Source organism: Pseudomonas sp. PGPPP1, assembly GCF_002255865.1.
GTDB lineage: Bacteria > Pseudomonadota > Gammaproteobacteria > Pseudomonadales > Pseudomonadaceae > Aquipseudomonas > Aquipseudomonas cremoris.
Map to the genome: position 1 here is coordinate 52,863 of NZ_NKIG01000010.1, position 21,646 is coordinate 74,508.

The 21,646-nt window shown below is 61.1% G+C and carries 23 protein-coding genes and 1 riboswitch; of the genes, 4 read left to right on the forward strand and 19 right to left on the reverse strand.

What is annotated here, in order from left to right:
• Positions 1-22 precede the first annotated feature (22 nt).
• The 16 genes from CFE47_RS13500 to CFE47_RS13575 all read right to left on the reverse strand — a co-directional run bounded on the left by CFE47_RS13500 (position 23) and on the right by CFE47_RS13575 (position 14,350).
• Positions 23-427: a MarR family winged helix-turn-helix transcriptional regulator gene (locus tag CFE47_RS13500; RefSeq protein ID WP_124526548.1), complete on the reverse strand. Its 405-nt coding sequence runs from the start codon at positions 425-427 to the stop codon at positions 23-25.
• Between the two features lie 42 nt (positions 428-469).
• The gene (locus CFE47_RS13505) at positions 470-1,198 is read right to left on the reverse strand and encodes an adenosylcobinamide-GDP ribazoletransferase (protein WP_286837685.1); all 729 of its coding nucleotides are present in this window, start codon (positions 1,196-1,198) and stop codon (positions 470-472) included.
• Positions 1,199-1,200: 2 nt separating this feature from the next.
• Positions 1,201-1,779, reverse strand: coding sequence for an alpha-ribazole phosphatase family protein (cobC, locus tag CFE47_RS13510; protein WP_286837686.1), 579 nt, complete (start codon positions 1,777-1,779; stop codon positions 1,201-1,203).
• Positions 1,776-2,831 carry a nicotinate-nucleotide--dimethylbenzimidazole phosphoribosyltransferase gene (gene cobT, locus CFE47_RS13515; protein ID WP_286837688.1) on the reverse strand — a complete coding sequence of 352 codons (1,056 nt, stop codon included), beginning with the start codon at positions 2,829-2,831 and terminating at the stop codon, positions 1,776-1,778. The genes cobC and cobT overlap by 4 nt, the downstream gene beginning before the upstream one ends.
• Positions 2,828-3,349, reverse strand: a complete 522-nt coding sequence (gene cobU, locus CFE47_RS13520; protein ID WP_286837690.1) for a bifunctional adenosylcobinamide kinase/adenosylcobinamide-phosphate guanylyltransferase — start codon at positions 3,347-3,349, stop codon at positions 2,828-2,830. The genes cobT and cobU overlap by 4 nt, the downstream gene beginning before the upstream one ends.
• A 43-nt stretch (positions 3,350-3,392) precedes the next feature.
• Positions 3,393-4,844: a cobyric acid synthase gene (locus CFE47_RS13525; RefSeq protein WP_286837691.1), complete on the reverse strand. Its 1,452-nt coding sequence runs from the start codon at positions 4,842-4,844 to the stop codon at positions 3,393-3,395.
• On the reverse strand, positions 4,841-5,830 hold the full coding sequence (gene cobD / locus CFE47_RS13530; RefSeq protein WP_286837693.1) for a threonine-phosphate decarboxylase CobD: 990 nt from the start codon (positions 5,828-5,830) through the stop codon (positions 4,841-4,843). The genes CFE47_RS13525 and cobD overlap by 4 nt, the downstream gene beginning before the upstream one ends.
• Positions 5,823-6,731 carry an adenosylcobinamide-phosphate synthase CbiB gene (gene cbiB / locus CFE47_RS13535; protein ID WP_286837695.1) on the reverse strand — a complete coding sequence of 303 codons (909 nt, stop codon included), beginning with the start codon at positions 6,729-6,731 and terminating at the stop codon, positions 5,823-5,825. Before cbiB ends, cobD begins: the two co-directional genes overlap by 8 nt.
• On the reverse strand, positions 6,728-7,378 hold the full coding sequence (gene bluB / locus CFE47_RS13540; protein ID WP_185703584.1) for a 5,6-dimethylbenzimidazole synthase: 651 nt from the start codon (positions 7,376-7,378) through the stop codon (positions 6,728-6,730). The genes cbiB and bluB overlap by 4 nt, the downstream gene beginning before the upstream one ends.
• The gene (locus CFE47_RS13545; protein ID WP_286837699.1) at positions 7,375-8,670 is read right to left on the reverse strand and encodes a cobyrinic acid a,c-diamide synthase CobB; all 1,296 of its coding nucleotides are present in this window, start codon (positions 8,668-8,670) and stop codon (positions 7,375-7,377) included. Before CFE47_RS13545 ends, bluB begins: the two co-directional genes overlap by 4 nt.
• Entirely contained in the window at positions 8,667-9,278 is a 612-nt protein-coding gene (cobO, locus tag CFE47_RS13550; protein WP_286837701.1) for a cob(I)yrinic acid a,c-diamide adenosyltransferase, read from the reverse strand. The genes CFE47_RS13545 and cobO overlap by 4 nt, the downstream gene beginning before the upstream one ends.
• Before the next feature lie 79 nt (positions 9,279-9,357).
• Positions 9,358-9,605, reverse strand: a riboswitch (cobalamin riboswitch).
• 153 nt (positions 9,606-9,758) lie between these two features.
• On the reverse strand, positions 9,759-10,295 hold the full coding sequence (locus CFE47_RS13555; RefSeq protein ID WP_286837703.1) for a C40 family peptidase: 537 nt from the start codon (positions 10,293-10,295) through the stop codon (positions 9,759-9,761).
• 144 nt (positions 10,296-10,439) lie between these two features.
• On the reverse strand, positions 10,440-11,069 hold the full coding sequence (locus tag CFE47_RS13560) for a C40 family peptidase (protein ID WP_185703578.1): 630 nt from the start codon (positions 11,067-11,069) through the stop codon (positions 10,440-10,442).
• Between the two features lie 213 nt (positions 11,070-11,282).
• Entirely contained in the window at positions 11,283-11,987 is a 705-nt protein-coding gene (hda, locus tag CFE47_RS13565; protein WP_010208669.1) for a DnaA regulatory inactivator Hda, read from the reverse strand.
• Between the two features lie 203 nt (positions 11,988-12,190).
• On the reverse strand, positions 12,191-13,264 hold the full coding sequence (locus tag CFE47_RS13570; protein ID WP_185703576.1) for an AI-2E family transporter: 1,074 nt from the start codon (positions 13,262-13,264) through the stop codon (positions 12,191-12,193).
• Between the two features lie 45 nt (positions 13,265-13,309).
• The gene (locus tag CFE47_RS13575; RefSeq protein WP_286837708.1) at positions 13,310-14,350 is read right to left on the reverse strand and encodes a DUF2066 domain-containing protein; all 1,041 of its coding nucleotides are present in this window, start codon (positions 14,348-14,350) and stop codon (positions 13,310-13,312) included.
• 354 nt (positions 14,351-14,704) lie between these two features.
• On the opposite strand from CFE47_RS13575, the gene purM reads away from it, so the two are divergent.
• From purM to CFE47_RS13595, 4 genes are all read left to right on the forward strand, one after another.
• Positions 14,705-15,763, forward strand: coding sequence for a phosphoribosylformylglycinamidine cyclo-ligase (gene purM, locus CFE47_RS13580; RefSeq protein ID WP_005790182.1), 1,059 nt, complete (start codon positions 14,705-14,707; stop codon positions 15,761-15,763).
• The gene (purN, locus tag CFE47_RS13585; protein ID WP_286837710.1) at positions 15,763-16,413 is read left to right on the forward strand and encodes a phosphoribosylglycinamide formyltransferase; all 651 of its coding nucleotides are present in this window, start codon (positions 15,763-15,765) and stop codon (positions 16,411-16,413) included. The genes purM and purN overlap by 1 nt, the downstream gene beginning before the upstream one ends.
• Positions 16,414-16,421: 8 nt before the next feature.
• Positions 16,422-17,135, forward strand: a complete 714-nt coding sequence (locus CFE47_RS13590; RefSeq protein WP_017734627.1) for a DUF3108 domain-containing protein — start codon at positions 16,422-16,424, stop codon at positions 17,133-17,135.
• A 379-nt stretch (positions 17,136-17,514) separates the two neighbouring features.
• Positions 17,515-17,703 carry a hypothetical protein gene (locus CFE47_RS13595; protein WP_017734626.1) on the forward strand — a complete coding sequence of 63 codons (189 nt, stop codon included), beginning with the start codon at positions 17,515-17,517 and terminating at the stop codon, positions 17,701-17,703.
• 185 nt (positions 17,704-17,888) lie between these two features.
• Here CFE47_RS13595 and CFE47_RS13600 read toward each other — a convergent pair whose 3' ends face one another.
• From CFE47_RS13600 to relA, 3 genes are read right to left on the reverse strand one after another with little or no spacing between them, the layout of a single operon-like run.
• Complete coding sequence (locus CFE47_RS13600; RefSeq protein WP_286837713.1) at positions 17,889-18,434, reverse strand: DUF2058 domain-containing protein; 546 nt, start codon at positions 18,432-18,434, stop codon at positions 17,889-17,891.
• Positions 18,435-18,459: 25 nt separating this feature from the next.
• Positions 18,460-19,293, reverse strand: a complete 834-nt coding sequence (mazG, locus tag CFE47_RS13605; protein WP_286837848.1) for a nucleoside triphosphate pyrophosphohydrolase — start codon at positions 19,291-19,293, stop codon at positions 18,460-18,462.
• A complete protein-coding gene (gene relA, locus CFE47_RS13610) occupies positions 19,293-21,536 on the reverse strand; it encodes a GTP diphosphokinase (RefSeq protein ID WP_185703569.1) in 2,244 nt (747 codons plus the stop codon). Before relA ends, mazG begins: the two co-directional genes overlap by 1 nt.
• Positions 21,537-21,646 lie beyond the last annotated feature (110 nt).

Consider the following 21,646-nt stretch of genomic DNA (forward strand, 5'->3'; position numbering starts at 1 on the left):
TTGTATTCGAACAAACTCGCGTTCAGGCGAGTTCGTCCAGCAAGGCCAACAAGGTTTCGCGTTTTTCTGCGCCGAGTTGATCGATCAATTTCTGCTGAGCTGCTTCCCAGGCCGGTAACGCGGCGGCCAGTCGCTCTTCACCCGCTTCGGTCAACAGCACCAGGCGGTTGCGCAGGTCGTCGCCTTCCACCAGTTGCACCAGGCCTTCGCCTTCAAGCACCCGCAGGTTGCGCCCCAAGGTGCTGCGATCCAGGCCCATGGCTTCCGCCAGGCTGGAGATGCTCGGCTGATCCAGACGCTGCAGGTTGCACAGCAAAGAATACTGGGCAACGTTGATCCCGAAGCCGTCGAGAGCGCCGTCGTAATGCCTGCTGACGCCACGAGCGGCGCGACGCAGGTTGGTACATAAACATTGGGAGGCAAGCATGGAACGTGTATATACCCGCGATTAAGAGAATGCAAGAAAGTGTTACAGCGCCAGACCGACCAAAACCGCCACTTCCAGCAGTTCCAGCAAGGCGCCAGCGGTATCGCCAGTCGTGCCGCCCAGGCGCTTGACCATCACCTGGCGCAAGCCGATAAAGCACAGCGCCGCGAGCAGTACAGCAATCCCACCGCTGAAACCGCCAATCAGGATGCACGCTAGGCCGCTGAGGATCAGCACCTGTTGGCCGACAACTCTCGGTAAATGATCCGACAGTGCCTGGCCCAATCCTCCCGCACGTACATAACGTGTGGTCAGAAACAGCGCCAACATTGACGCGCGCCCGATCAACGGCGCCAGGATCAATGCCGCGCCGTTATGTTGCTCGATCAAGGCCACCAGCGCAGTGAACTTAAGCAGCAACACCAACCCTAGCGTGACCACCGCAATCGGCCCGCTGCGCGGGTCCTTCATGATGGTGAGGGTACGCTCGCGGTCGCCGAAGCCGCCCAGCCAGGCATCGGCACTGTCCGCCAAGCCATCCAGGTGCAAGCCCCCACTGAGCAGCACCCAGGCCGTCAGCAACAACGCGGCATGCAGCAGCAACGGCGATCCCATCAGCACTGCGTTCAGGCCCCACAACAGCACGCCGAACAACAAACCGACTACCGGGTAAAACAACAGCGAACGCCCCAGTTCCTGCGGCTGCGGCATACCTGGCAGGCGAATGGGCAGGCTGCTCAGAAATTGCAGGGCGATCCAGAACGGCAGCATCCTCAGACTCCTTCCTTCAACACACCGCCAGCCTCAACCCGCAAGCTGAACAAGCCGCCGTGGCCGACCTCGACATTCAGCAATTGCTCGCGAGGCAAACCGCGCGCGCGGGCCAATAGCAAACGCATCACGCCGCCATGGCTGATCAGCAGCACGCGCTCGCCGGCATAGGTCTGATGCAAGCGTGCGATAGCGCCCAGAACCCGATAGGAAAAGTCCGTGACACGCTCGCCGTCCGGCGGTGTGAAGCTGTAGGGGTCAGCCCAGAAAAGCCCCAACGCCTCGGCGTCGGTCTCCATCAGCGCTGCCGCACTCTGCCCTTCCCAAGCGCCAAAGTGCAGTTCCTGCAGGTCCTTTTCAACACTCACCGGTAGGTTCAACCGTGCACCCAACTCCTCGGCAAACCGCGCACAACGCTGCAACGGCGAACTGACCAAACGGTCCCAAGGCCCCTGTTCCACCACAGCGGCACGCATCTGCTCCCAGCCCTTGGCGGTGAGCGCGTCGTCCAGGCTGCCGCGCAGGCCGCCGCCCAGTTCGGTTTCGCCGTGGCGCAATAGGTCCAGGTGTAAGGTGGTCATGCCGGGCGGTCTGCCACGGCGGCTTCGGCAAAGGTCGCCATCTGGCCGTGCAGCGCGCAGGCCAGGCGCAACAATGGCACCGCCAACGCCGCGCCACTGCCCTCGCCCAGGCGCAAGCCCAGCTCCAGCAACGGTTGCGCGTCGAGGCTTTGCAGCACATGGCGATGGCCCGGTTCAGCCCCTTTGTGGCCGAACACAAGCCATTCACGACTGGCGGGATTCAAGCGCGTGGCGACCAGGGCCGCGACCGTGCAGATAAACCCGTCCACCAGCACCACGATGCCCTCCTGTGCGCAGGCCAGATAGGCGCCCACCAATGCAGCGATTTCGAAACCACCGAGATTGAACAGGGTTTTCAGGGCATCACCGCGCTGCCCGGCGTGCAAGGCCAGTGCGCGCTCGATCACGGCAACCTTGTGGCTGACGCCTTGAGCATTCAACCCTGTGCCCGGGCCGGTCAGGTCGCTGACTTGGCAATCGAGCAACGCGCAGGCCAGCGCACTGGCGGCCGTGGTGTTGCCGATGCCCATCTCGCCCCCAATAAACAGCTGCGCCCCGCCTTCCAACGCGCGACGGGCGCTGTCCCGACCGGCTTGCAAGGCCAGTTGCCCTTGCGCCTCGGTCATCGCCGCGCCGTTGACGAAGTTGGCGGTGCCCGCGCCGATATTCAGGTGGCGTACGCCGGGCAAACTCAGCGATGGCGTGACTGTGCCAAGGTCGACCACTTCCAATTGCGCATCCAGTTGCCGCGCCAACACGCTGATGGCCGCGCCGCCGGTGACAAAGTTATGCAGCATCTGGCCAGTCACTTCCTGAGGAAACGCCGACACACCTTCCGACACCACCCCATGGTCACCGGCAAAAATGGCGATCCACAACTGGTCCACCGAAGGTTTGACCTTGCCTTGCAAACCTGCCAACTGCACCGCCAGCGCTTCCAACTGACCGAGAGATCCGGCCGGCTTGGTCAATTGTTGCTGGCGTGCCAGGGCTTGTTCGTACGCAGCAGAGTCAATGGCCTTACAAGGGTTGAGCCACCAGGTGTCAGTCATAACGCAGTACCTTTCAAAGTCAGGGGCAGGCCGGCAACCGTCAGGACAACACGCTGACACCGCTCGGCCAAGGCTTGATGCAGCCATCCGGCTTCATCCACATAGCGGCGAGTCAATTCGCCCAGCGGCACGACACCCAAACCGGTCTCGTTGCTGACAAAAATGATTTCACCTGGCAGCGAGGCCAGGGTTTCCAGCAGATGGTCGCGCTCCGCCGCCAGCCGAGCTGGATCGTCGAGCATCAGCAGGTTGGTAAGCCACAGGGTCAGGCAATCCACCAGCAGGCAGCGGTCGGGTGCAGCATGTTCCCGCAGCACCCGTGCCAGTTCGACAGGCTCTTCGATCAGGCCCCAGTGGTCGGGCCGGCGCTGGCGATGCAGGGCGACGCGTTCATTCATCTCGCCGTCGAGCGGTTGGCTGGTGGCGATATAGATGACCGGCAGCGCGCTGTCACTGGCGAGCTTTTCGGCGAGGCGGCTTTTACCGGAACGGGCGCCGCCGAGGATCAGTTGGAGCATGGGGTTACACCTTTATACTCAAGCCAGCTCCCACAAGGGATCATCAAATCCCACATAGGTCGCGCAGCAGATCAGTGTCCAGATGGTGTTGCACAAGGTCCGCCAAGCGCTCGATATCGCGCTCTCGCAGCGCGTGGTAATCCACTGCCTGCACATCCTGCAAACCCGCCCAACGCAACAGGGCACCGCAGGCAGCCGGCGTTTCAAACAGGCCGTGCAGGTACGTGCCGAGGATCTGCCCGTCTGCGCTCTGCGCGCCGTCGCTTCGGCCATCATCCAACAGCACGGCCGCGTGTTCCAACGCGAGACCGGACGTTACGCCCGCATGAATCTCATACCCGCTGACTTCGGCGTCTTCCAACAACAAACGCCCGCGCACATTGCGTAGCTGCTTTTCTTCTTCCAGCGTGGTGCTGAACGCCAGCAGCCCCAGGCCATCGCTGGAGCCGGCAGGCCCTTCCAGGCCGAGCGGGTCATGGACGTGCTCACCCAACATCTGCAAGCCGCCACAAATACCCAGCACCTTGCCGCCGTAGCGCAGGTGCCGCGCCACGGCGGTGTCCCAGCCGTTGGCGCGCAGGTACGCGAGGTCGCTGCGTACGCTTTTCGAGCCGGGGAGGATGATCAGGTCGGCAGCCGGAATCGATTGGCCAGGGCCGATAAACTGTAAATCCACTTGGGGGTGCAGGCGCAGCGGGTCGAAATCCGTGTGGTTGCTGATACGCGGCAACACCGGGACCACCACCTTGAGCACTTGGGCCGCCTTGTCGATCTGGCGCCGGTCGATGCCGTCTTCGGCCTCCAGGTGCAGGTCCATCACGTAGGGCAACACGCCCACCACCGGTTTGCCTGTGCGCGCTTGCAACCAGTCCAGCCCCGGTTGCAGCAGCGCGATATCGCCACGAAAGCGGTTGATGATGAAACCTTTGACCCGCGCCTGCTCACTGGGCGAAAGCAACTCCAGGGTGCCCACCAAATGAGCGAACACGCCGCCACGGTTGATATCGGCAATCAACAACACCGGGCAATCCACCGCCTCGGCAAACCCCATGTTGGCGATGTCATTGGCGCGCAGGTTGATCTCTGCCGGGGAGCCTGCGCCTTCTACCATCACCACCGAGTAGGCTTGGCTCAGCCGCGCATGGGAGGCCAGTACAGCCTGCATCGCGATGGCTTTGTAATCGTGATAGGCCACGGCGTTCATGCTGGTCACGGCGCGGCCATGGATGATTACCTGGGAGCCGGTGTCACTGTTGGGCTTGAGCAACACCGGGTTCATATCGGTATGCGGCGCCAGGTTGGCGGCTTGGGCCTGTACCGCCTGGGCGCGGCCGATCTCACCGCCCTCGGCCGTCACGGCACTGTTGAGGGCCATGTTTTGAGGCTTGAAAGGTGCCACCGCCACACCCTGGCGCACCAGCCAGCGGCACAGCGCGGTCACCAGGGTGCTCTTGCCGGCGTCGGAGGTGGTGCCTTGCACCATCAGCGTACTCATGTGGCGTCCTTATAGGCGGCCAGGGCATTGTCGAGTCGCAACCAATCGGCCTCGGTGTCGGGCAGGCCAAAACGCAGGCTGCTGTCGTGGGCGAACAAACGCAGCAGAATCCCGCGCTGCGCCATGAACTCATGCATGCGTTCGGCGTGCGGGGTGATCAGCCATTGGAACAACGCGCAACCGCCCTGGGGTTGAAAGCCATGACGCTCCAGAGACGCAAACAAACGCTGGCCGGCCTCGATGCACCGCGCTCGTTGCCGCGCATGCCCGGCGAAATCACGCAGACACACTTTGCCCACTACGCGGGTCGGCCCGCTGACGGCCCACGGTCCGACCTGTTCGGCCAGCAACTTGAGCAGCTTGCGTTCTGCCAACACAAAGCCCAGCCGTACACCGGCCAAACCGAAAAACTTGCCGAATGAACGCAGCACAATCAGGCCAACCTGATGGGCCTCACTCGCCAGGCTCAACTGTGGCGTCACGTCCATGAAGGCTTCGTCCACCACCAGCCAGCCGCCGCGTTGGGCCAGGCGGGTATGCCAGTCCAACAGACGCTGCGGCGTCAGGCTCAAGCCTGTGGGGTTATTGGGATTGACCACCACCAGCACGTCGAAACTGTCGAGAAAGAAGTCGACTTCCTGCTCCTGCACTTCGCGCACCACGTAACCGGCACGGCGCCAGGCTTCGGCGTGTTCGGCGTAACACGGCGACAACACGCCGACCTTGCCGGCACGACGCAGGCGCGGCAGCAACTGGATCGCCGCCTGGGAACCCGCTACCGGCAGCAAGTGCGCGGCGCCGTAATACTCGCTGGCGGCCTGCTCCAGGCCGTCATCGGTTTCCGGCAAGCGCGCCCAGGCCCGTAGTGGAATCTCGGGAATTGGGAAGGGCCAGGGCGCCAGACCGCTGGACAGGTCCAGCCAGTCGGCCTCGGCGATCCCGTATTGAATCGCCGCCTTGCGCAGTCGACCACCGTGTTCAAGCATAGAATTGCGCCCCCGCGCACAGGATCAGCAGCCACAACCATACGCCGCGTTGCACCAGTTGCCAGCCCCGGTCGATGGCGTCTGCATCCGCCGCCGGGCCTTCACCCAGTTGCGGGCGCTGATGCACTTCGCCGTGGTAGATCGCCGGGCCGCCCAACTCGACGCCCAGCGCGCCAGCGCCCGCAGCCATTACCGGACCAGCGTTCGGGCTGTCCCATGTTGGGCCTTGGGTGCGCCAGCATTTAAGAGCCAGTCGGGTTTTGCCGAGCAAGGCGTAGGTCAACGCCACTAGTCGTGCAGGAATGTAGTTCAATACGTCGTCGATTTTGGCCGCGGCCCAGCCGAAACGCTCGAAGCGTTCGTTGCGATAGCCCCACATGGCGTCGAGGGTATTACTCAGGCGATAAAGCACCACACCCGGCACCCCGGCGACGACAAACCAGAACAACGCGGCAAATACCGCATCGCTGCCGTTTTCCAGCACCGACTCGGTGGCGGCGCGGGCGACTTCGGTGCGGTCCAGCTCATTGGTCTGGCGACTCACCAGGTAGCTCACGCGCTTGCGGGCTTCGTCCAGGTCATCACTGCGCAGCGCCTGGGCCACCGGGATCACATGTTCGCCAAGGCTGCGCATCCCGAGGGCGCAATACAGCGCAAGAATCTCCAGTATCCAGCCGATATACGGCGCCCACGACAACGCGGTGGCCAGCAAGGTCAGCGGCACCACCGCGATAAACCAAGCGGTCACGCCATGGCTGCGCCAGCCCCGGCCACCGGTGTTGAAACGTTGCTCGATGCGCCCGGCGAAATTGCCGAACGCCACCAGCGGATGCCAGCGCCTGGGCTCGCCCAGCAGCGCATCCAGCGCCACTGCCGCGACACACAGCAAGGCCACACTCATTGACTCACTCCCCACGTATTCTCATACAACATGTCACTCAGCGGCCGAGGCTCGGTCCAGCCTTCGAGCTGCAACATCGGTGCCGGGTAGAACTCGGTCACCGGCCCCAGGCACAGCACGGCCAGGGGTTTGGCACCAGGCGGCAGGCCCAGTAGGTCGGCAAGGGCCTGGGGCTCGAACAGCGAGACCCAACCCATGCCAAGGCCTTCGACTCGGGCCGCCAGCCACAGATTCTGGATGGCACAGGACAGTGAGGCCATGTCCATTTCCGGCAACGTACGGCGACCAAAGATGTGGCGCTCGCGATCATCCATCAGCGCGGCCACCAGCACTTCGGCGCAGTCGTGGATACCTTCGACCTTGAGTTTCATGAACTCGTCGGAGCGTTCGCCCAGGGCTTCAGCGGTCCGTACGCGCTCTTCTTCCACCAGATGCTGGATCTGGCCACGCAATTGGCGGTCGCTGATACGGATAAAACGCCATGGCTGCATCAGGCCGACACTGGGCGCCTGGTGGGCGGCCTGAAGTAGGCGATGCAGCAACTCAGGGGCAACCGTGCCGCCGCTGAAGTGGCGCATGTCGCGGCGTTCGGCGATGGCGCGGTAGACGGCGTCACGGTCGGCTTGGGGGAAGGCGTTGTCAGTCATGGCGCAAACAGTGCAGCCACCGCCGCAGGATTGGACGGAAAGTAAAAGTGCACGTAGGAAGCCGTCATCCGCCCCTGCCGATACACCGCCTCTGCCCCGCGCCCACCGTTGGGGCTCACGCCACGAGCAATCGGTTGCCACTCGGTACTGGTCAACGAGTGGTGATAGGTATGACCCCGCAGCACGCCTTCGGGCAACTCAACATTTTGCAGTGCCAGCGCCGCCAGCTTTTTCTGCATCACCGCATCGCCCTGCAACAGGCCGACCAGTTCGGCACGGGTGCCCTCCACATCGGTAAGCGAATCCAGCAGATAAAGCATGCCGCCACATTCGGCGAGCAACGGCTTGCCGGCCGCGTGGTGAGCGCGGATGGCGTTGAGCATCGGGGTATTTTCCGACAGTGCCTTGTGGTGCAGTTCCGGGTAACCGCCGGGCAGATAGAGGCTGTCGGCGTCAGGCAATTCGCGATCGTGGATCGGCGAGAAGAAGCGCAACTCAGCGCCCATCGCCCGCAACAGGTCGAGGCTCGCACCGTAGGTGAAGGCAAAGGCTTCGTCACGAGCCACAGCAATGCGCACGCCGTCGAGAAGCGGCTCGGCGACGATTTCTTCCGGCGCAGCAAAGGTTACCGGCGGCGGCAGCGCGACTTCGCAGCTGCTGCCCAAGGCTTGGGCGGCGGCGTCCAGGCGCACGTCAAGGTCATTCAGTTCGCTGGCTTGTACCAGGCCCAAATGACGGCTTGGCAATTCGATCCCGGTCTCGCGGGACAACGCACCGTACCAACGCAGGCCTTCAGTGAGACTGCCTTCCAACAGTTGCGCATGACGCAGGGTACCAACGCGGTTGGCCAGCACCCCGGCGAACGGCAAGTCCGGCTGATAACGGGCCAGGCCGAGGGCCAGCGCACCAAACGTCTGCGCCATGGCGGTGCCGTCGATCACACCCAGTACCGGCACGCCGAAGTGGCGCGCCAGGTCAGCGCTGGAAGGTGTGCCGTCGAACAACCCCATCACCCCTTCGATCAGGATGAGGTCGGCCTCCCCTGCCGCTTCCCACAACAGGCGGCGACTTTCCTGCTCGCCCACCATCCACATGTCCAACTGATACACCGGCGCACCGCTGGCGCGCTCGTGGATCATCGGGTCGAGGAAGTCCGGCCCGCATTTGAACACGCGCACCTTGCGCCCCAGGTTGCGGTGCAAGCGGGCAAGGGCTGCGGTGACGGTGGTTTTGCCTTGGCCGGATGCCGGTGCGGCGATCAATACGGCCGGGCAGTGACGGGGCTGATTCAAAGTTCGACGCCCTTCTGTGCCTTGATACCGGCTTGGAACGCGTGCTTGAGCATGCCCATTTCGGTGACGGTGTCGCCCATTTCGATCAATTCAGGCTTGGCGCCACGACCAGTGACCACCACGTGTTGCATCGGCGGGCGGGCTTGCAGGTCACTCAGTATCTGGTCCAGGTCGAGGTAGCCGTGCTTGAGGGCGATGTTCAGCTCGTCCAGCACGACCAGGCCAATGGAAGGGTCCTGCAGCAACTCGCGGGACACCGCCCAGGCCGCTTCGGCGGCGGCGATGTCGCGTTGGCGGTCCTGGGTTTCCCAGGTGAAGCCTTCGCCCATCACGTGAAAGCGCACTTGCTCAGGGAAGCGACGGAAGAACAATTCCTCGCCAGTGCTGTTGCGACCCTTGATGAACTGCACCACGCCGCACTGCATACCGTGGCCCATGGCCCGGGCGAGCATGCCGAACGCGGAACTGCTTTTGCCTTTGCCGTTGCCGGTCAGCACCAGCAACAAGCCACACTCATTGGGGGAATTGGCGATGCGCTCGTCGATCACGGCTTTCTTGCGCAGCATGCGCGCCAAGTGGCGTTCTTCACGGTCGGGGGAATCAGTCATGGCAGCTCTCCGTTGGGGCTGGACAAAAACGGCGGGCAGGAAAAAGACAATACAGACAGCCAAGCATCGCCCACCGTGATGCTGTTGGATGCTCCGGGCCGGTCTCCGGGCTCATGAGTGGCGCTCTATCTGGAGAGCAAGCCGACGTTGCGCCTTCCCATATCGCAGGCGATACAGTGGCAAAAGGCAGCGTCTTGACTCATTTACCGTTGCGGGGGCAGCGCCGGAATCGCGGCAGCACTGTGTACAAGTGCGCTCACTCACCGGCTTCCCTGTTTCACTCTGTCGACCCATGGGTCACAGAGCACCTGGAACAAGTCGCGAAGGGTAGTGGGTTGGGGGTGGAGCGTCAATTAAAGCCACCACAAAACAAATATGGGAGCGGGCTTGCTCGCGAATGCGGTGGGTCAGTCAATATATTCGGTGACTGACACTGTGCATTCGCGAGCAAGCCCGCTCCCACATTTGAACGTGGCTAGTTCAGGGATTACGCGCCAAGCTGCCTGGCAATACGCGTTTGGCACTCAGGTAAGCATTCTGCCAATACGCCTTGGATAAGGTATCCAGCTTCACCGTTCCGCCGGTTTGCGGCGCGTGTACGAAGCGGCCCTCACCCACGTAGATCCCGGCATGGCTGACCTGCGAGCCACCACCGGTGGCGAAGAACAGCAAGTCGCCGGTCTGCAGGTTCTGTTCGCTGACATCCTGGGCGCGCATCACGATCAATTCGCGGGTGGTGCGCGGCAGGGAGATCCCGGCGGCATCGCGGAAAACAAAACCGATCAGGCCACTGCAATCAAAGCCTGAGTCTGGCGTATTACCGCCCCATCGATAAGGCGTGCCGACCAGGCCCAGCGCGCGGAAGAGCACGTCTTCGGCAGCAGGCGAGTAATTCTGGGTGGAATAGTTGAACACCGGCTTCGGCTTGACGGCCACGGGCGCGGGTGGGGGACGGCTTGCGCAGGCGCTGATGAGCGCGGCGCAGAGAATAAGGATCAGGCGGGCCGAGGTCGACATGTGCAGAACAATCCTGGTCTGGATGCGGCTTTCGCTGCCGAACGCTGAAAACCAGAACGCGCAAGCAAAGCTCGCGCGAACGGATTCCAACAATATCCAGGGATTCTAGCGCTTACACGTCAAACTTCAAGTATCACTTTAAGTTTACTTGCTAGCGGTAACCGTAGTCGGGGCCATGGCGAGTGCGCGCTTGGCTTCGATGAAGGTTTTACTCCAGTAGCTGTCACCCAGGTTGTCGACTCGAACACCGCCACTGCGACGGCTGCTGGAGTGGATAAACTGGTTATCGCCCAAGTAGATACCGGCATGGCTCACACGGCCACGACCAGCAGTACTAAAGAAAAGCAGATCACCGGGCTTGAGGTTGTTGCGTGCGACCAACGGTGCATTCACGTTGATCATTTCGCGAGTGGAGCGCGGCAGGTTCATGCCAGCTTCTTCACGAAACAGGTAGCCGATGAAACCGCTGCAGTCGAAACCGGCTTCGGAGGTACCGCCGAAACGGTAACGGGTACCGATCAGGGACATGCCGCGTTCGAGGATGCTGTCGGCCAGAACTGGAAGCTGATAAGGCTTGCTGCCGGCAAAGTTGGCCAGTTCTGTCTCGGTTGCCACTTCTTCTTCATAAACAGTCGAAGATTGGGAAGCGACGAATTTTGCCTGGGACTGTTGCTGGGATTTTTGCTGCTCTGCCACTTGCTGAGGGTGGGAGGCGCAACCAAACAACAGGGTAACGAGTGCGAGAGGCACGAGGGGTGCGAAGCGATTTAGCATGGGCACGACCGTGGCTGATATGTAAAGAAGTCGAGACTATGCCCACTATCGGATCGATTTGCAAATTCAATCGCGATCTATGTGACTTCTTGTTTGGACTATGACATCTAAGCCCTTAACACCCTTTACCTGCCTTTTGCGTGGCCAAACCGGCTAAAACGCAGGTTTTCTGACGCCTGGAATTTGCCGAAAGCCCCAAAAACAAAGGGCTGACTACCAGCCGAGGGTTTCTTTCAGGAAGGGAATGGTCAGCTTGCGCTGGGCCTGCAAAGACGCCTGGTCGAGCTGTTCGAGCAAATCGAACAACGCGCTCATGCTGCGGGTGCCACGGGTGAGGATAAAGTGCCCGACTTCGTCGGTGAGGTGCAGGCCGCGACGAGAAGCACGCAACTGCAGGGCACGCAGTTTGTCTTCGTCGGACAGCGGGCGCATTTGGAAGATCAGCGCCAGGGTCATCCTCGACTTGAGGTCGGCCAGCTTGATCGGTAACTCTCGCGGCGAGGTCGATGCCGCAATCAGCAAGCGCCGACCGCTGTCACGCAGGCGATTGAACAGGTGAAACAGCGCTTCTTCCCATTCCGCCTTGCCAGCGATGGCCTGCAGGTCATCCAGGCAGACCAGTTCGTATTGCTCAAGATGGTCGAAGATCCCAATGCCACGGTCCATCAGCTCTGCCAGAGGCAGGTAGACCGCCGGCTCGCCCATCTGCTCGAAACGCAGGCACGCAGCCTGCAACAGGTGGGTACGCCCTACGCCGTGCTTGCCCCATAGGTAGATCAGGCTTTCGGTCCACCCGGCGTCGGCTTCGCATAGCCGCTCGACATAGCCGAGTGCAGCGGCATTGGCGCCTGGGTAGTAGTTGATAAAGGTGGCGTCATCACGCAGACGCACACCTAAGGGCAGCTGAATCGGTTTCATGCTGACTGAACGGCTCCAAACGAACCGTTAGTGGCCTCTGTGTAAAGTTTGCAAAGTTTATACCCGTGACGCCGGGCGCACAATGCAGCAGACCACAAGCAAAATCAAAGGTTTGCGTTAACTTGCAGGTTTTTTTGCAGATTGTTTGACGCAATGCCCCAGAAACAACAAACCCGGCCAAGGCCGGGTTTGTTACGCAACGGTTACAGGTCGGGGTCTTCAACCCCGGTGTACACATCCGAATCCTTGTACAGATCGTGCACATGGCGCACCAGCACCATGATCACCGCCGCTACCGGCAGTGCCAACAGGATGCCCGTAAACCCAAACAGCTCACCGCCCGCCAGGATCGCGAAGATCACCGCCACCGGGTGCAGACCAATCCGGTCCCCCACCAATAACGGCGTCAGCACCATGCCTTCCAACGCCTGGCCGACCATGAACACCGCGACAATCCCGAGCATCGGGTACAAGTCGCCACCGAACTGGAACAACCCGGCCACCAAGGCCGCGCCGATACCGATCACAAAGCCCATGTACGGCACGATAGCGGCCAGGCCAGCGATCAAGCCGATCAACAGGCCCAGCTCCAGGCCGATTGCCATCAAGCCCGCTGCGTAGATGATCCCCAGCGCCAACATCACCAGCAACTGGCCACGCACAAACGCGCCCAGCACCTCATGACACTCTCCGGCCAGGGAGACGATTTGCTCCTCACGGTTACGCGGCAGCAGGCTGCGGATCTTGGCCATCATGATGTCCCAGTCGCGCAGCAGGTAGAACGCCACCACCGGGATCAATACGAGGTTGGTCAACCAGCCGATCAGCGCCAGGCTGGATGCAGTGGCCTGGCTGAGCACCACACCGACGATGTCGGTGGTTTGGCCCATATGCTCGCTGATGGCCGCCTTGACCTTGTCGAACTTCCAGAACCCATCCGACAACCCCAGCTTGGCCTGCGCCCACGGCATTGCCGTGTGCTGCAACCAATCGAGCATCTGCGGCGCCAATTCATAGAGGCGAAACAGTTGCTTGGCCAGCATCGGCACCAACACCAACACCAATGCCGTGATGATCAAGGTAAACAAGGCGAACACCGCCACCACACCCAAGGTACGCGACAGGCCGGCTTTTTCCAGGCGATCCACCACCGGATCGAACAGATAGGCCAGCAGTAACGCAACCAGGAACGGCGTCAGGATCGAATGCAGCAAAAACACAAAACCGCACAGCAGGACAATCCCGCCAAGCCACACCCAACGACGCGTATCCGCCATAAACCACTCCACCCTTTATTTGCTTCTATCTATATAGAAGAACATTTACCAATGAAAACGCAGTTGCGCCTGGGGTTCAGGTGCGGCAGGTGCCTGAGCGCCCTCTACCACCGGTTGTGGAGCCGGCGATTCACCTGCGGGCACCTCCTGCAACTTGGCCAGGCTCAATTGAGTACGTAGTTGATCGGCGCTGCCATTGACGCGATACACAATGCGGTTGCCGTCCACCCGTTGGGGCTGGCCGCCAAAAGGCTCGAGCAGATGACCCAGCGCGGCATAACGTTCAAGGGTCATGCCCTGCACTTCCAGCAACTGTTCAGTGCTGACACCCGGCTTGACTGCAAAGCGCGGCGCCAACTTCTGGCTGACCGCCAGCATCACCGCATCGGCCACGGCGCCAGTGTCAGCGCCTTGGGCAGTGCCCTGCTCGCTCTTGTCGCCCAGCCACAAGCGCCACTTGGCTTGCCATTGATTGCCTTCCTGGCGCGCATGCACGGCCAGCAACGCATCGGCGCCGTAACGTTCGGATGCCGCACGCAGTGGCGTGGCATCGGCACTTTCAAGATTGGGTGCGGTGGCGACGACCTGCTCTTCCAGGTCACCCAACGGCAGGCGCAGCGGCAAGCCGCGGTGTTGTGCCGCGCGGCGCAGTGCTTGCGCGACAGCCTGGCCATCGCCCACCAGGCTGCTGCCGTCAGTGGAATCGTTCAGCCACCAGCCGAGAATCGACGGACGATTGCTGCCCCAGATCGACAGGCCGGCTTCACGCAAGACGCGATCAGTGCTGACTGGGTCAAAATCCACCTGCAGGCTTTCGGGCGGCCCTGCGTCGTAGCCGTACTGGCTGATGATTTGTTGCGGGTCCTTGCGTACCGCCGCCAGGCCTGGGCCATCGGCGGCCTTGGCGTCACCGGTCAGGCGGATCACCAGGGTTTGCACGGCACGCTGGGTGGCCTGGTCGCGCTCTTGGGGCGACTGGCTGCTGACAGGTTCCAGAACTTGATACAGGCCATTGAGGGTTTCGGCATGACTCGCCAGGCTGACCAACGACAAGCAGCCCACAAAGAAGAATTTACACAGACGCATGGAAGATTCCCGAACGACAAATTTAGCGGCTGGAACAGACCGCGTGAATCCGGTGTTGCAAGGCTGTGACCACAGCGACCGGTAAAACATTCACAGGGTCTTGGTAAGTTTTCGTACTGTCATAACGCTAGCGCATTCAAGGCTATACCTTAATACGCACCAAAGCCGAGCCGAATAGCTTTTTTTTAACCGGCTTTTTTGATCTATATGGCCCTGCCCGTCGGCCCGAGGATGGCCGCTGCCCCTCAAGCCTGATAAAATCGCGCGCCTTCGCAGACCGTCAACGGCGTGGCCTTTATAAAAGCCCCCGCCAACTCGGTCGTTACCCCTGAATCCCCCCTAAAGGCCTGGATCATGAGCAAGCAACCCTCCCTGAGCTACAAGGACGCCGGTGTAGACATCGACGCCGGTGAAGCATTGGTCGAACGCATCAAGAGCGTCGCCAAGCGCACTGCGCGCCCCGAAGTCATGGGCGGCCTGGGCGGTTTTGGCGCCCTCTGCGAGATCCCGGCCGGCTACAAGCAGCCTGTACTGGTCTCCGGCACCGACGGCGTGGGCACCAAGCTGCGCCTGGCACTGAACCTGAACAAGCACGACAGCATCGGCATCGACCTGGTCGCCATGTGCGTCAACGACCTGGTGGTCTGCGGCGCCGAGCCGTTGTTCTTCCTGGACTACTACGCCACCGGCAAGCTCAACGTCGAGACCGCTACCCAGGTAGTGACCGGCATTGGCGCGGGTTGCGAGCTGTCGGGTTGCTCCCTGGTAGGCGGCGAAACCGCTGAAATGCCAGGCATGTACGAAGGCGAAGACTACGACCTGGCCGGCTTCTGCGTCGGCGTTGTAGAAAAAGCCGAGATCATCGACGGCTCCAAGGTTGCCGCCGGCGACGCCCTGCTGGCCCTGCCATCTTCCGGCCCGCACTCCAACGGCTACTCGCTGATCCGCAAGATCATCGAAGTGTCCGGCGCCGACATCGAGAACATCCAACTCGACGGCAAGCCGCTGACCGACCTGCTGATGGCCCCGACCCGCATCTACGTCAAGCCTCTGCTCAAGCTGATCAAGGACACTGGCGCTGTCAAAGCCATGGCCCACATCACCGGTGGCGGCCTGCTGGACAACATCCCGCGCGTACTGCCAAAAGGCGCCCAGGCCATCGTCGACGTGGCCAGCTGGCAGCGTCCTGCGGTATTCGACTGGTTGCAAGAGAAAGGCAACGTCAACGAAACCGAGATGCACCGCGTACTGAACTGCGGCGTAGGCATGGTTATCTGCGTCGCTCAAGAGCACGTTGAAACCGCACTGAACGTGTTGCGCGAAGCCGGTGAACAGCCTTGGGTGATCGGCCAGATCGCCACCGCACCGGAAGGCGCCGCCCAGGTTGAACTGAAGAACCTCAAGGCTCATTGATGTCCCAGACCTGTGATGTCGTGGTGCTGCTCTCCGGCACCGGCAGTAACTTGCAGGCCCTGATCGACAGCACGCGCACCGGCGATAGCCCGGTGCGCATCGCTGCGGTGATCTCCAACCGCAGTGACGCCTACGGCCTGCAACGCGCCAGGGACGCGGGGATCGACACCCGCTCGCTGGATCACAAGGCCTTCGAAGGCCGCGAAGCCTTCGATGCCGCCTTGGTCGAACTGATCGACGCCTTCAACCCCAAACTCGTGGTACTGGCCGGCTTCATGCGCATCCTCAGCGCTGACTTCGTGCGGCACTATGAAGGGCGCCTGTTGAATATCCACCCTTCCCTGCTCCCCAAGTACAAAGGCATGCACACGCACCAACGCGCGCTCGATGCTGGCGACAGCGAGCATGGCTGCAGCGTTCATTTTGTGACCGAGGAACTCGATGGCGGGCCTCTGGTCGTACAGGCAGTGGTTCCGGTAGAGTCTGACGACTCGGCGCAGACACTTGCGCAACGGGTTCACACCCAGGAACACAGGATTTACCCACTGGCTGTTCGCTGGTTTGCCGAGGGACGGTTGATTCTTGGTGACCAGGGTGCATTATTGGACGGTCAGTTACTTGCGGCCAGCGGCCACTTGATTCGAACCTAGGAGATTTTATGCGTCGCGCCTTGCTCTTCGCTTTTGCTCTGTTTGCCTTGCCTGCCGTGCAAGCAGCGGACCTTCACCCTTTCTCCGTAAGCTACACCGCCGACTGGAAACAGTTGCCCATGAGTGGTTCGGCTGAACGCAGCCTGGCCAAGAATGGCGACGGCACCTGGACCTTGAACTTCAAGGCTTCGATGATGATTGCCAGCCTAACCGAAACCAGCGTGATCCTGTTTGACAAGGACACCCTGCAACCCAAGAGCTACACCTTCGAACGCGGCGGCTTGGGCAAGGCCAAGAAGATCAATCTGGACTTCGATCAAACCGCCAAGAAAGTCACCGGTTTTGAAAACAAGGACCCGGTCAACGTGGCCCTGCAAAGCGGCATGCTCGACAAGTCGACCTACCAGTTGGCGCTGCAGCGCGACGTCGCCGCCGGTAAGAAAAGCATGAGTTACAACGTGGTCGAAGGCACCGACGTCGACACCTACGACTTCCGTGTGATCGGCCCGGAAAAGGTCCAGACCAAGGTCGGTTCCATTGACGCGATCAAGGTTGAGCGCGTGCGTGACCCGACGCAAAGCAAGCGCATCACCCAGATGTGGTTTGCCAAGGACCAGGGCGGCATTCTGGTTGCCCTGCGCCAGGTTGAGACTGACGGCAAGGAATACAACATCATGCTGCAGGACGGTACCGTTGACGGTAAGGCTGTCAAAGGTAGCTGATGCACTGATGTGTGAAGAAAAGAGCCTCGCTGAATGCGGGGCTTTTTTTCGCCTGGAGAGTGTGTGTGTTGAAGCCGCTGGCGCCATCGCGGGCAAGCCAGCTCCCACACTTGGAATGCATTCCCCTGTGGGAGCTGGCTTGCCTGCGATGAGGACGGCACGGTCAATACCGGCCCAACGCCTGACCTGAACATGAAACTTCTGTCATAAAACTCAAGCACCTGCGACGCAATGTCACGGTTTTAAAGGGCTGCAGCACTGTTGCATTTCCCGCAAGTATTTGTTGCGCGAAAAGTCGGTTTACTTAGCAAGCTAACAAATCATATAAAAGAGGCCTGCGACGACTTGCCGCAGACCCACCAGAGATTGGAGCAAGCAGATGACTGTAAAAGTAACTGAACGCGACGATGCACACATGTCCCACGAAGCGCTGGGCCATGGGATTCACATCTGGGATGTACACCAACAAGACCTGCTGGTCGGCATGTTTCACAACGAGAGCGACGCTCATAATTATAAAAACGAGCTTGAGTCGCTTGAGATGAAACGCCAGGCAGAAAGCTCCTGAAATCATCCAGTAGTGAGCGGGCTTGCCCCGCGCTGGGTGGCGAAGCCGCCCCAACAACGACATCGAGGATTTTCAGAAAGACCGAGGTGTCTGGGTTTAGGGCGGCTCCGCCACCCAGCGCGGGACAAGCCCACTCACTACAAAAAAACCCCGCCTTTTGAGCGGGGTTTGTTGTTTCTACAGCCTTACCACATCAGATCATCCGGGATCTGGTACGCCGCGTACGGATCATCCTCATCCGGCACTTGGCTTTCAGTCAGGATATTAAGCTGCACGATACGCTCCGGGGCACGCTCCTGAATCTTGAGCGCCGCTTCACGCGGGATCACCTCGTAGCCGCCGCCGTGGTGCACGATGGCCAGGGAGCCGTTGCTCAGCTTGTTACGCATCAACGTGTTGACCGACAGGCGCTTGACCTTCTTGTCGTCCACGAAGTTGTAGTAGTCCTCGGTGGTCAGCTTGGGCAGACGCGACGTCTCGATCAGTTGCTTGACCTGAGCGGTGCGGGCCTTGGCTTCGGCTTTTTCCTGCTGCTGACGGTTCAGCTCCTGGTCGCGCTTGACCTTCTCGGCCTGCGCTTCCTGAGCCAGGCGCGCCTGAGTGTCATCCGCCTCGATCTGCCCCTTGTGTACCAGGCGCTGCTGTTTCTGTTTCTCTTTGCCGACCTGCTTGGCCTGCTTTTGGTTGACCAGACCTGCTTTGAGCAACTGATCGCGAAGGGAAATGCTCATGGTGCTTACTCACTTAGGCAGCCGCTCAACCGCAGCTGGACATATTCTTTTCCTGACGTTTGGCTTCGCCCCATAGGGCGTCCAACTCTTCGAGGGTGCAATCTTCTATGGGTTTGTGCGTATCGCGCAATGCCTGTTCGATAAATCGGAAACGTCGTTCGAACTTGGCATTGGCGCCACGCAGCGCGGTTTCCGGGTCGACCTTGAGGTGACGGGCCAGGTTGACCGCCGCAAACAGCAGGTCGCCGACCTCATCGGCGATGGCCACCGAATCGTTATCAGCCATGGCTTCGAGCACTTCATCCAGCTCTTCGCGCACGTTGTCCACTACCGGCAACGCGGATGGCCAGTCAAAGCCGACCTGGCTGGCGCGCTTTTGCAATTTGGCGGCACGGGACAGCGACGGTAAGGCCGTGGGCACATCATCCAGCAGGGACAATTGCTCCGGCGCGTCGGATTTTTCCGCGCGCTCCTCGGCCTTGATCTGCTCCCAGCGCTGCTTGACCTGCTCCTCGCTCAACTGCGGGATATCCAACGGTGCATACAGGTCGCCGGTGGGGAATACGTGAGGATGACGACGAATCAACTTGCGGGTAATGCTGTCGATCACCCCCGCAAATTCGAAACGCCCCTCCTCCCGTGCCAACTGGCTGTAATACACCACCTGGAACAACAGGTCGCCCAGCTCACCTTGCAGGTGATCGAAGTCGCCGCGCTCGATGGCGTCGGCGACCTCGTAGGCTTCTTCCAGGGTGTGCGGCACGATAGTGGCGTAGGTTTGCTTGATGTCCCACGGGCACCCGTATTGCGGGTCCCGCAGGCGATTCATCAGGTGCAGCAGGTCTTCAAGCGAATACATCATGGTGTGCGGTTACGCCGTGTCTCAATGATGTTCGGCAACTGGGAAATCCGTCCCAGCAACCGCCCCAATGCGTCCAGCCCCGGAATCTCGATGGTCAGGGACATCAGCGCGGTGTTGTCCTCTTTGTTCGAGCGGGTGTTGACCGCCAGCACGTTGATCCGCTCATTGAGCAGCACTTGCGACACGTCGCGCAGCAGGCCGGAACGGTCGTAGGCCCGAATCACGATATCCACCGGATAAGTGAGCACCGGCACCGGCCCCCAGCTGACCTGGATGATCCGCTCTGGCTCACGCCCGCCCAGTTGCAGCACCGAGGCGCAGTCCTGGCGGTGAATGCTCACGCCACGGCCCTGGGTGATGTAACCGACGATGGCGTCGCCCGGCAACGGCTGGCAGCAGCCGGCCATTTGCGTCATCAGGTTGCCCACGCCCTGGATCTGGATATCGCCACGCTTGCCCGGCTTGTAGCCTGTGGCTTTGCGTGGGATCAGCTCCAGTTGTTCGCTGCCGCGCTCCGGCTCCACCAGTTGCTGGGCCAGGTTGACCAGTTGCGCCAAACGCAGGTCGCCGGCACCGAGGGCCGCAAACATGTCTTCGGCGATCTTCATGTTGGCCTTTTCGGCCAGCTTGTCGAAATCCACCTGAGGCAGGCCCAAGCGTGCCAATTCGCGTTCGAGCAGGGTTTTGCCGGCAGCAACGTTCTGGTCGCGCGCCTGCAACTTGAACCAGTGGACGATCTTCGCCCGCGCCCGCGACGTGGTGATGTACCCCAGGTTCGGGTTCAGCCAGTCGCGGCTCGGCGTGCCGTGCTTGCTGGTGATGATCTCGACCTGTTCACCGGTTTGCAGGCTGTAGTTGAGCGGCACGATGCGCCCGTTGATCTTGGCGCCCCTGCAGTTGTGGCCGATTTCGGTGTGCACGCGGTAGGCAAAGTCCAGCGGCGTGGCGCCCTTCGGCAAGTCGATGGCGTGGCCGTCAGGGGTAAAGATGTAGACCCGGTCCGGCTCGATATCCACCCGCAACTGTTCGGCCAGGCCGCCGATATCGCCGAGCTCTTCGTGCCATTCCAGCACTTGGCGCAGCCAGGAGATTTTCTCTTCGTACTGGTTGGAACCGGCCTTGACGTCGGTACCCTTGTAGCGCCAGTGCGCGCACACGCCCAGCTCCGCCTCTTCGTGCATGGCGTGGGTACGGATCTGCACTTCTAGCACCTTGCCCTCGGGGCCGATCACTGCGGTGTGCAGCGAGCGATAGCCGTTTTCCTTGGGGTTGGCGATGTAGTCGTCGAATTCCTTCGGGATATGTCGCCACAGGGTGTGGACGATGCCCAGCGCGGTGTAGCAGTCGCGCATTTCCGGCACCAGCACACGCACGGCACGCACGTCATAGATCTGGCTGAAGGCCAGGCCCTTGCGCTGCATTTTGCGCCAGATGGAATAGATGTGTTTGGCGCGGCCGCTGATGTCGGCCTCAACGCCGGTGGCCTGCAACTCGGAGCGCAACTGGTTCATCACATCGGTGATGAAGCGCTCACGGTCAAGCCGCCGCTCGTGGAGCAGCGTGGCAATCTGTTTGTATTGATCGGGCTCGAGGTAACGGAAGGACAGGTCCTCCAGCTCCCACTTGATATGACCGATGCCCAGGCGATGCGCGAGCGGCGCATAGATGTCGAAGACTTCACGAGCGACGCGGTTGCGCTTCTCGTCGTCGGCGGTCTTCACGGCACGGATCGCGCAGGTGCGTTCGGCCAGCTTGATCAGGGCGACGCGAACGTCGTCGACCATCGCCACCAGCATCTTGCGCAGGTTTTCCACCTGGCCCTGGGTGCCCAGCACCATGGACTGGCGCGGGCTGAGGCTGGCACTGATGGCCGCCATGCGCAGCACGCCGTCAATCAGCTTGGCCACCACGGAGCCGAAGCGCTGGCTCACCAGCGGCAACGCGATATGCCCTTCGCGCACGCCGCGATAGAGCACAGCGGCGATCAGCGAATCCTGGTCCAGCTTGAGGTCGGCGAGGATCTCGGCGATCTCAAGCCCGGTGCGAAAGCTTGAAGTGCCTTCGGCCCACAGGTTCTTGGCTGCATTGTTCTGTTGCTCAGACTCACGAGCGAACTCGCAAGCGGCCTTCAAGGCTTCACGGTCCAGTGCCGGGTCGACACTGACGGCATGATCCAGCCATGCCTCGAGATTGATACTGCCGTCGGTGTTGATCGGCTGGTGTGCTCTCACCTGTACCATCTTGCTTACCTTCCCTACGACGCACCTTCGATGCGCCAGAAATCATCGCTGACCTGCTTTACCTATTAAAGCTTACACACGCTCCCTGGCAGGTCACGGCCTTGGAGAAT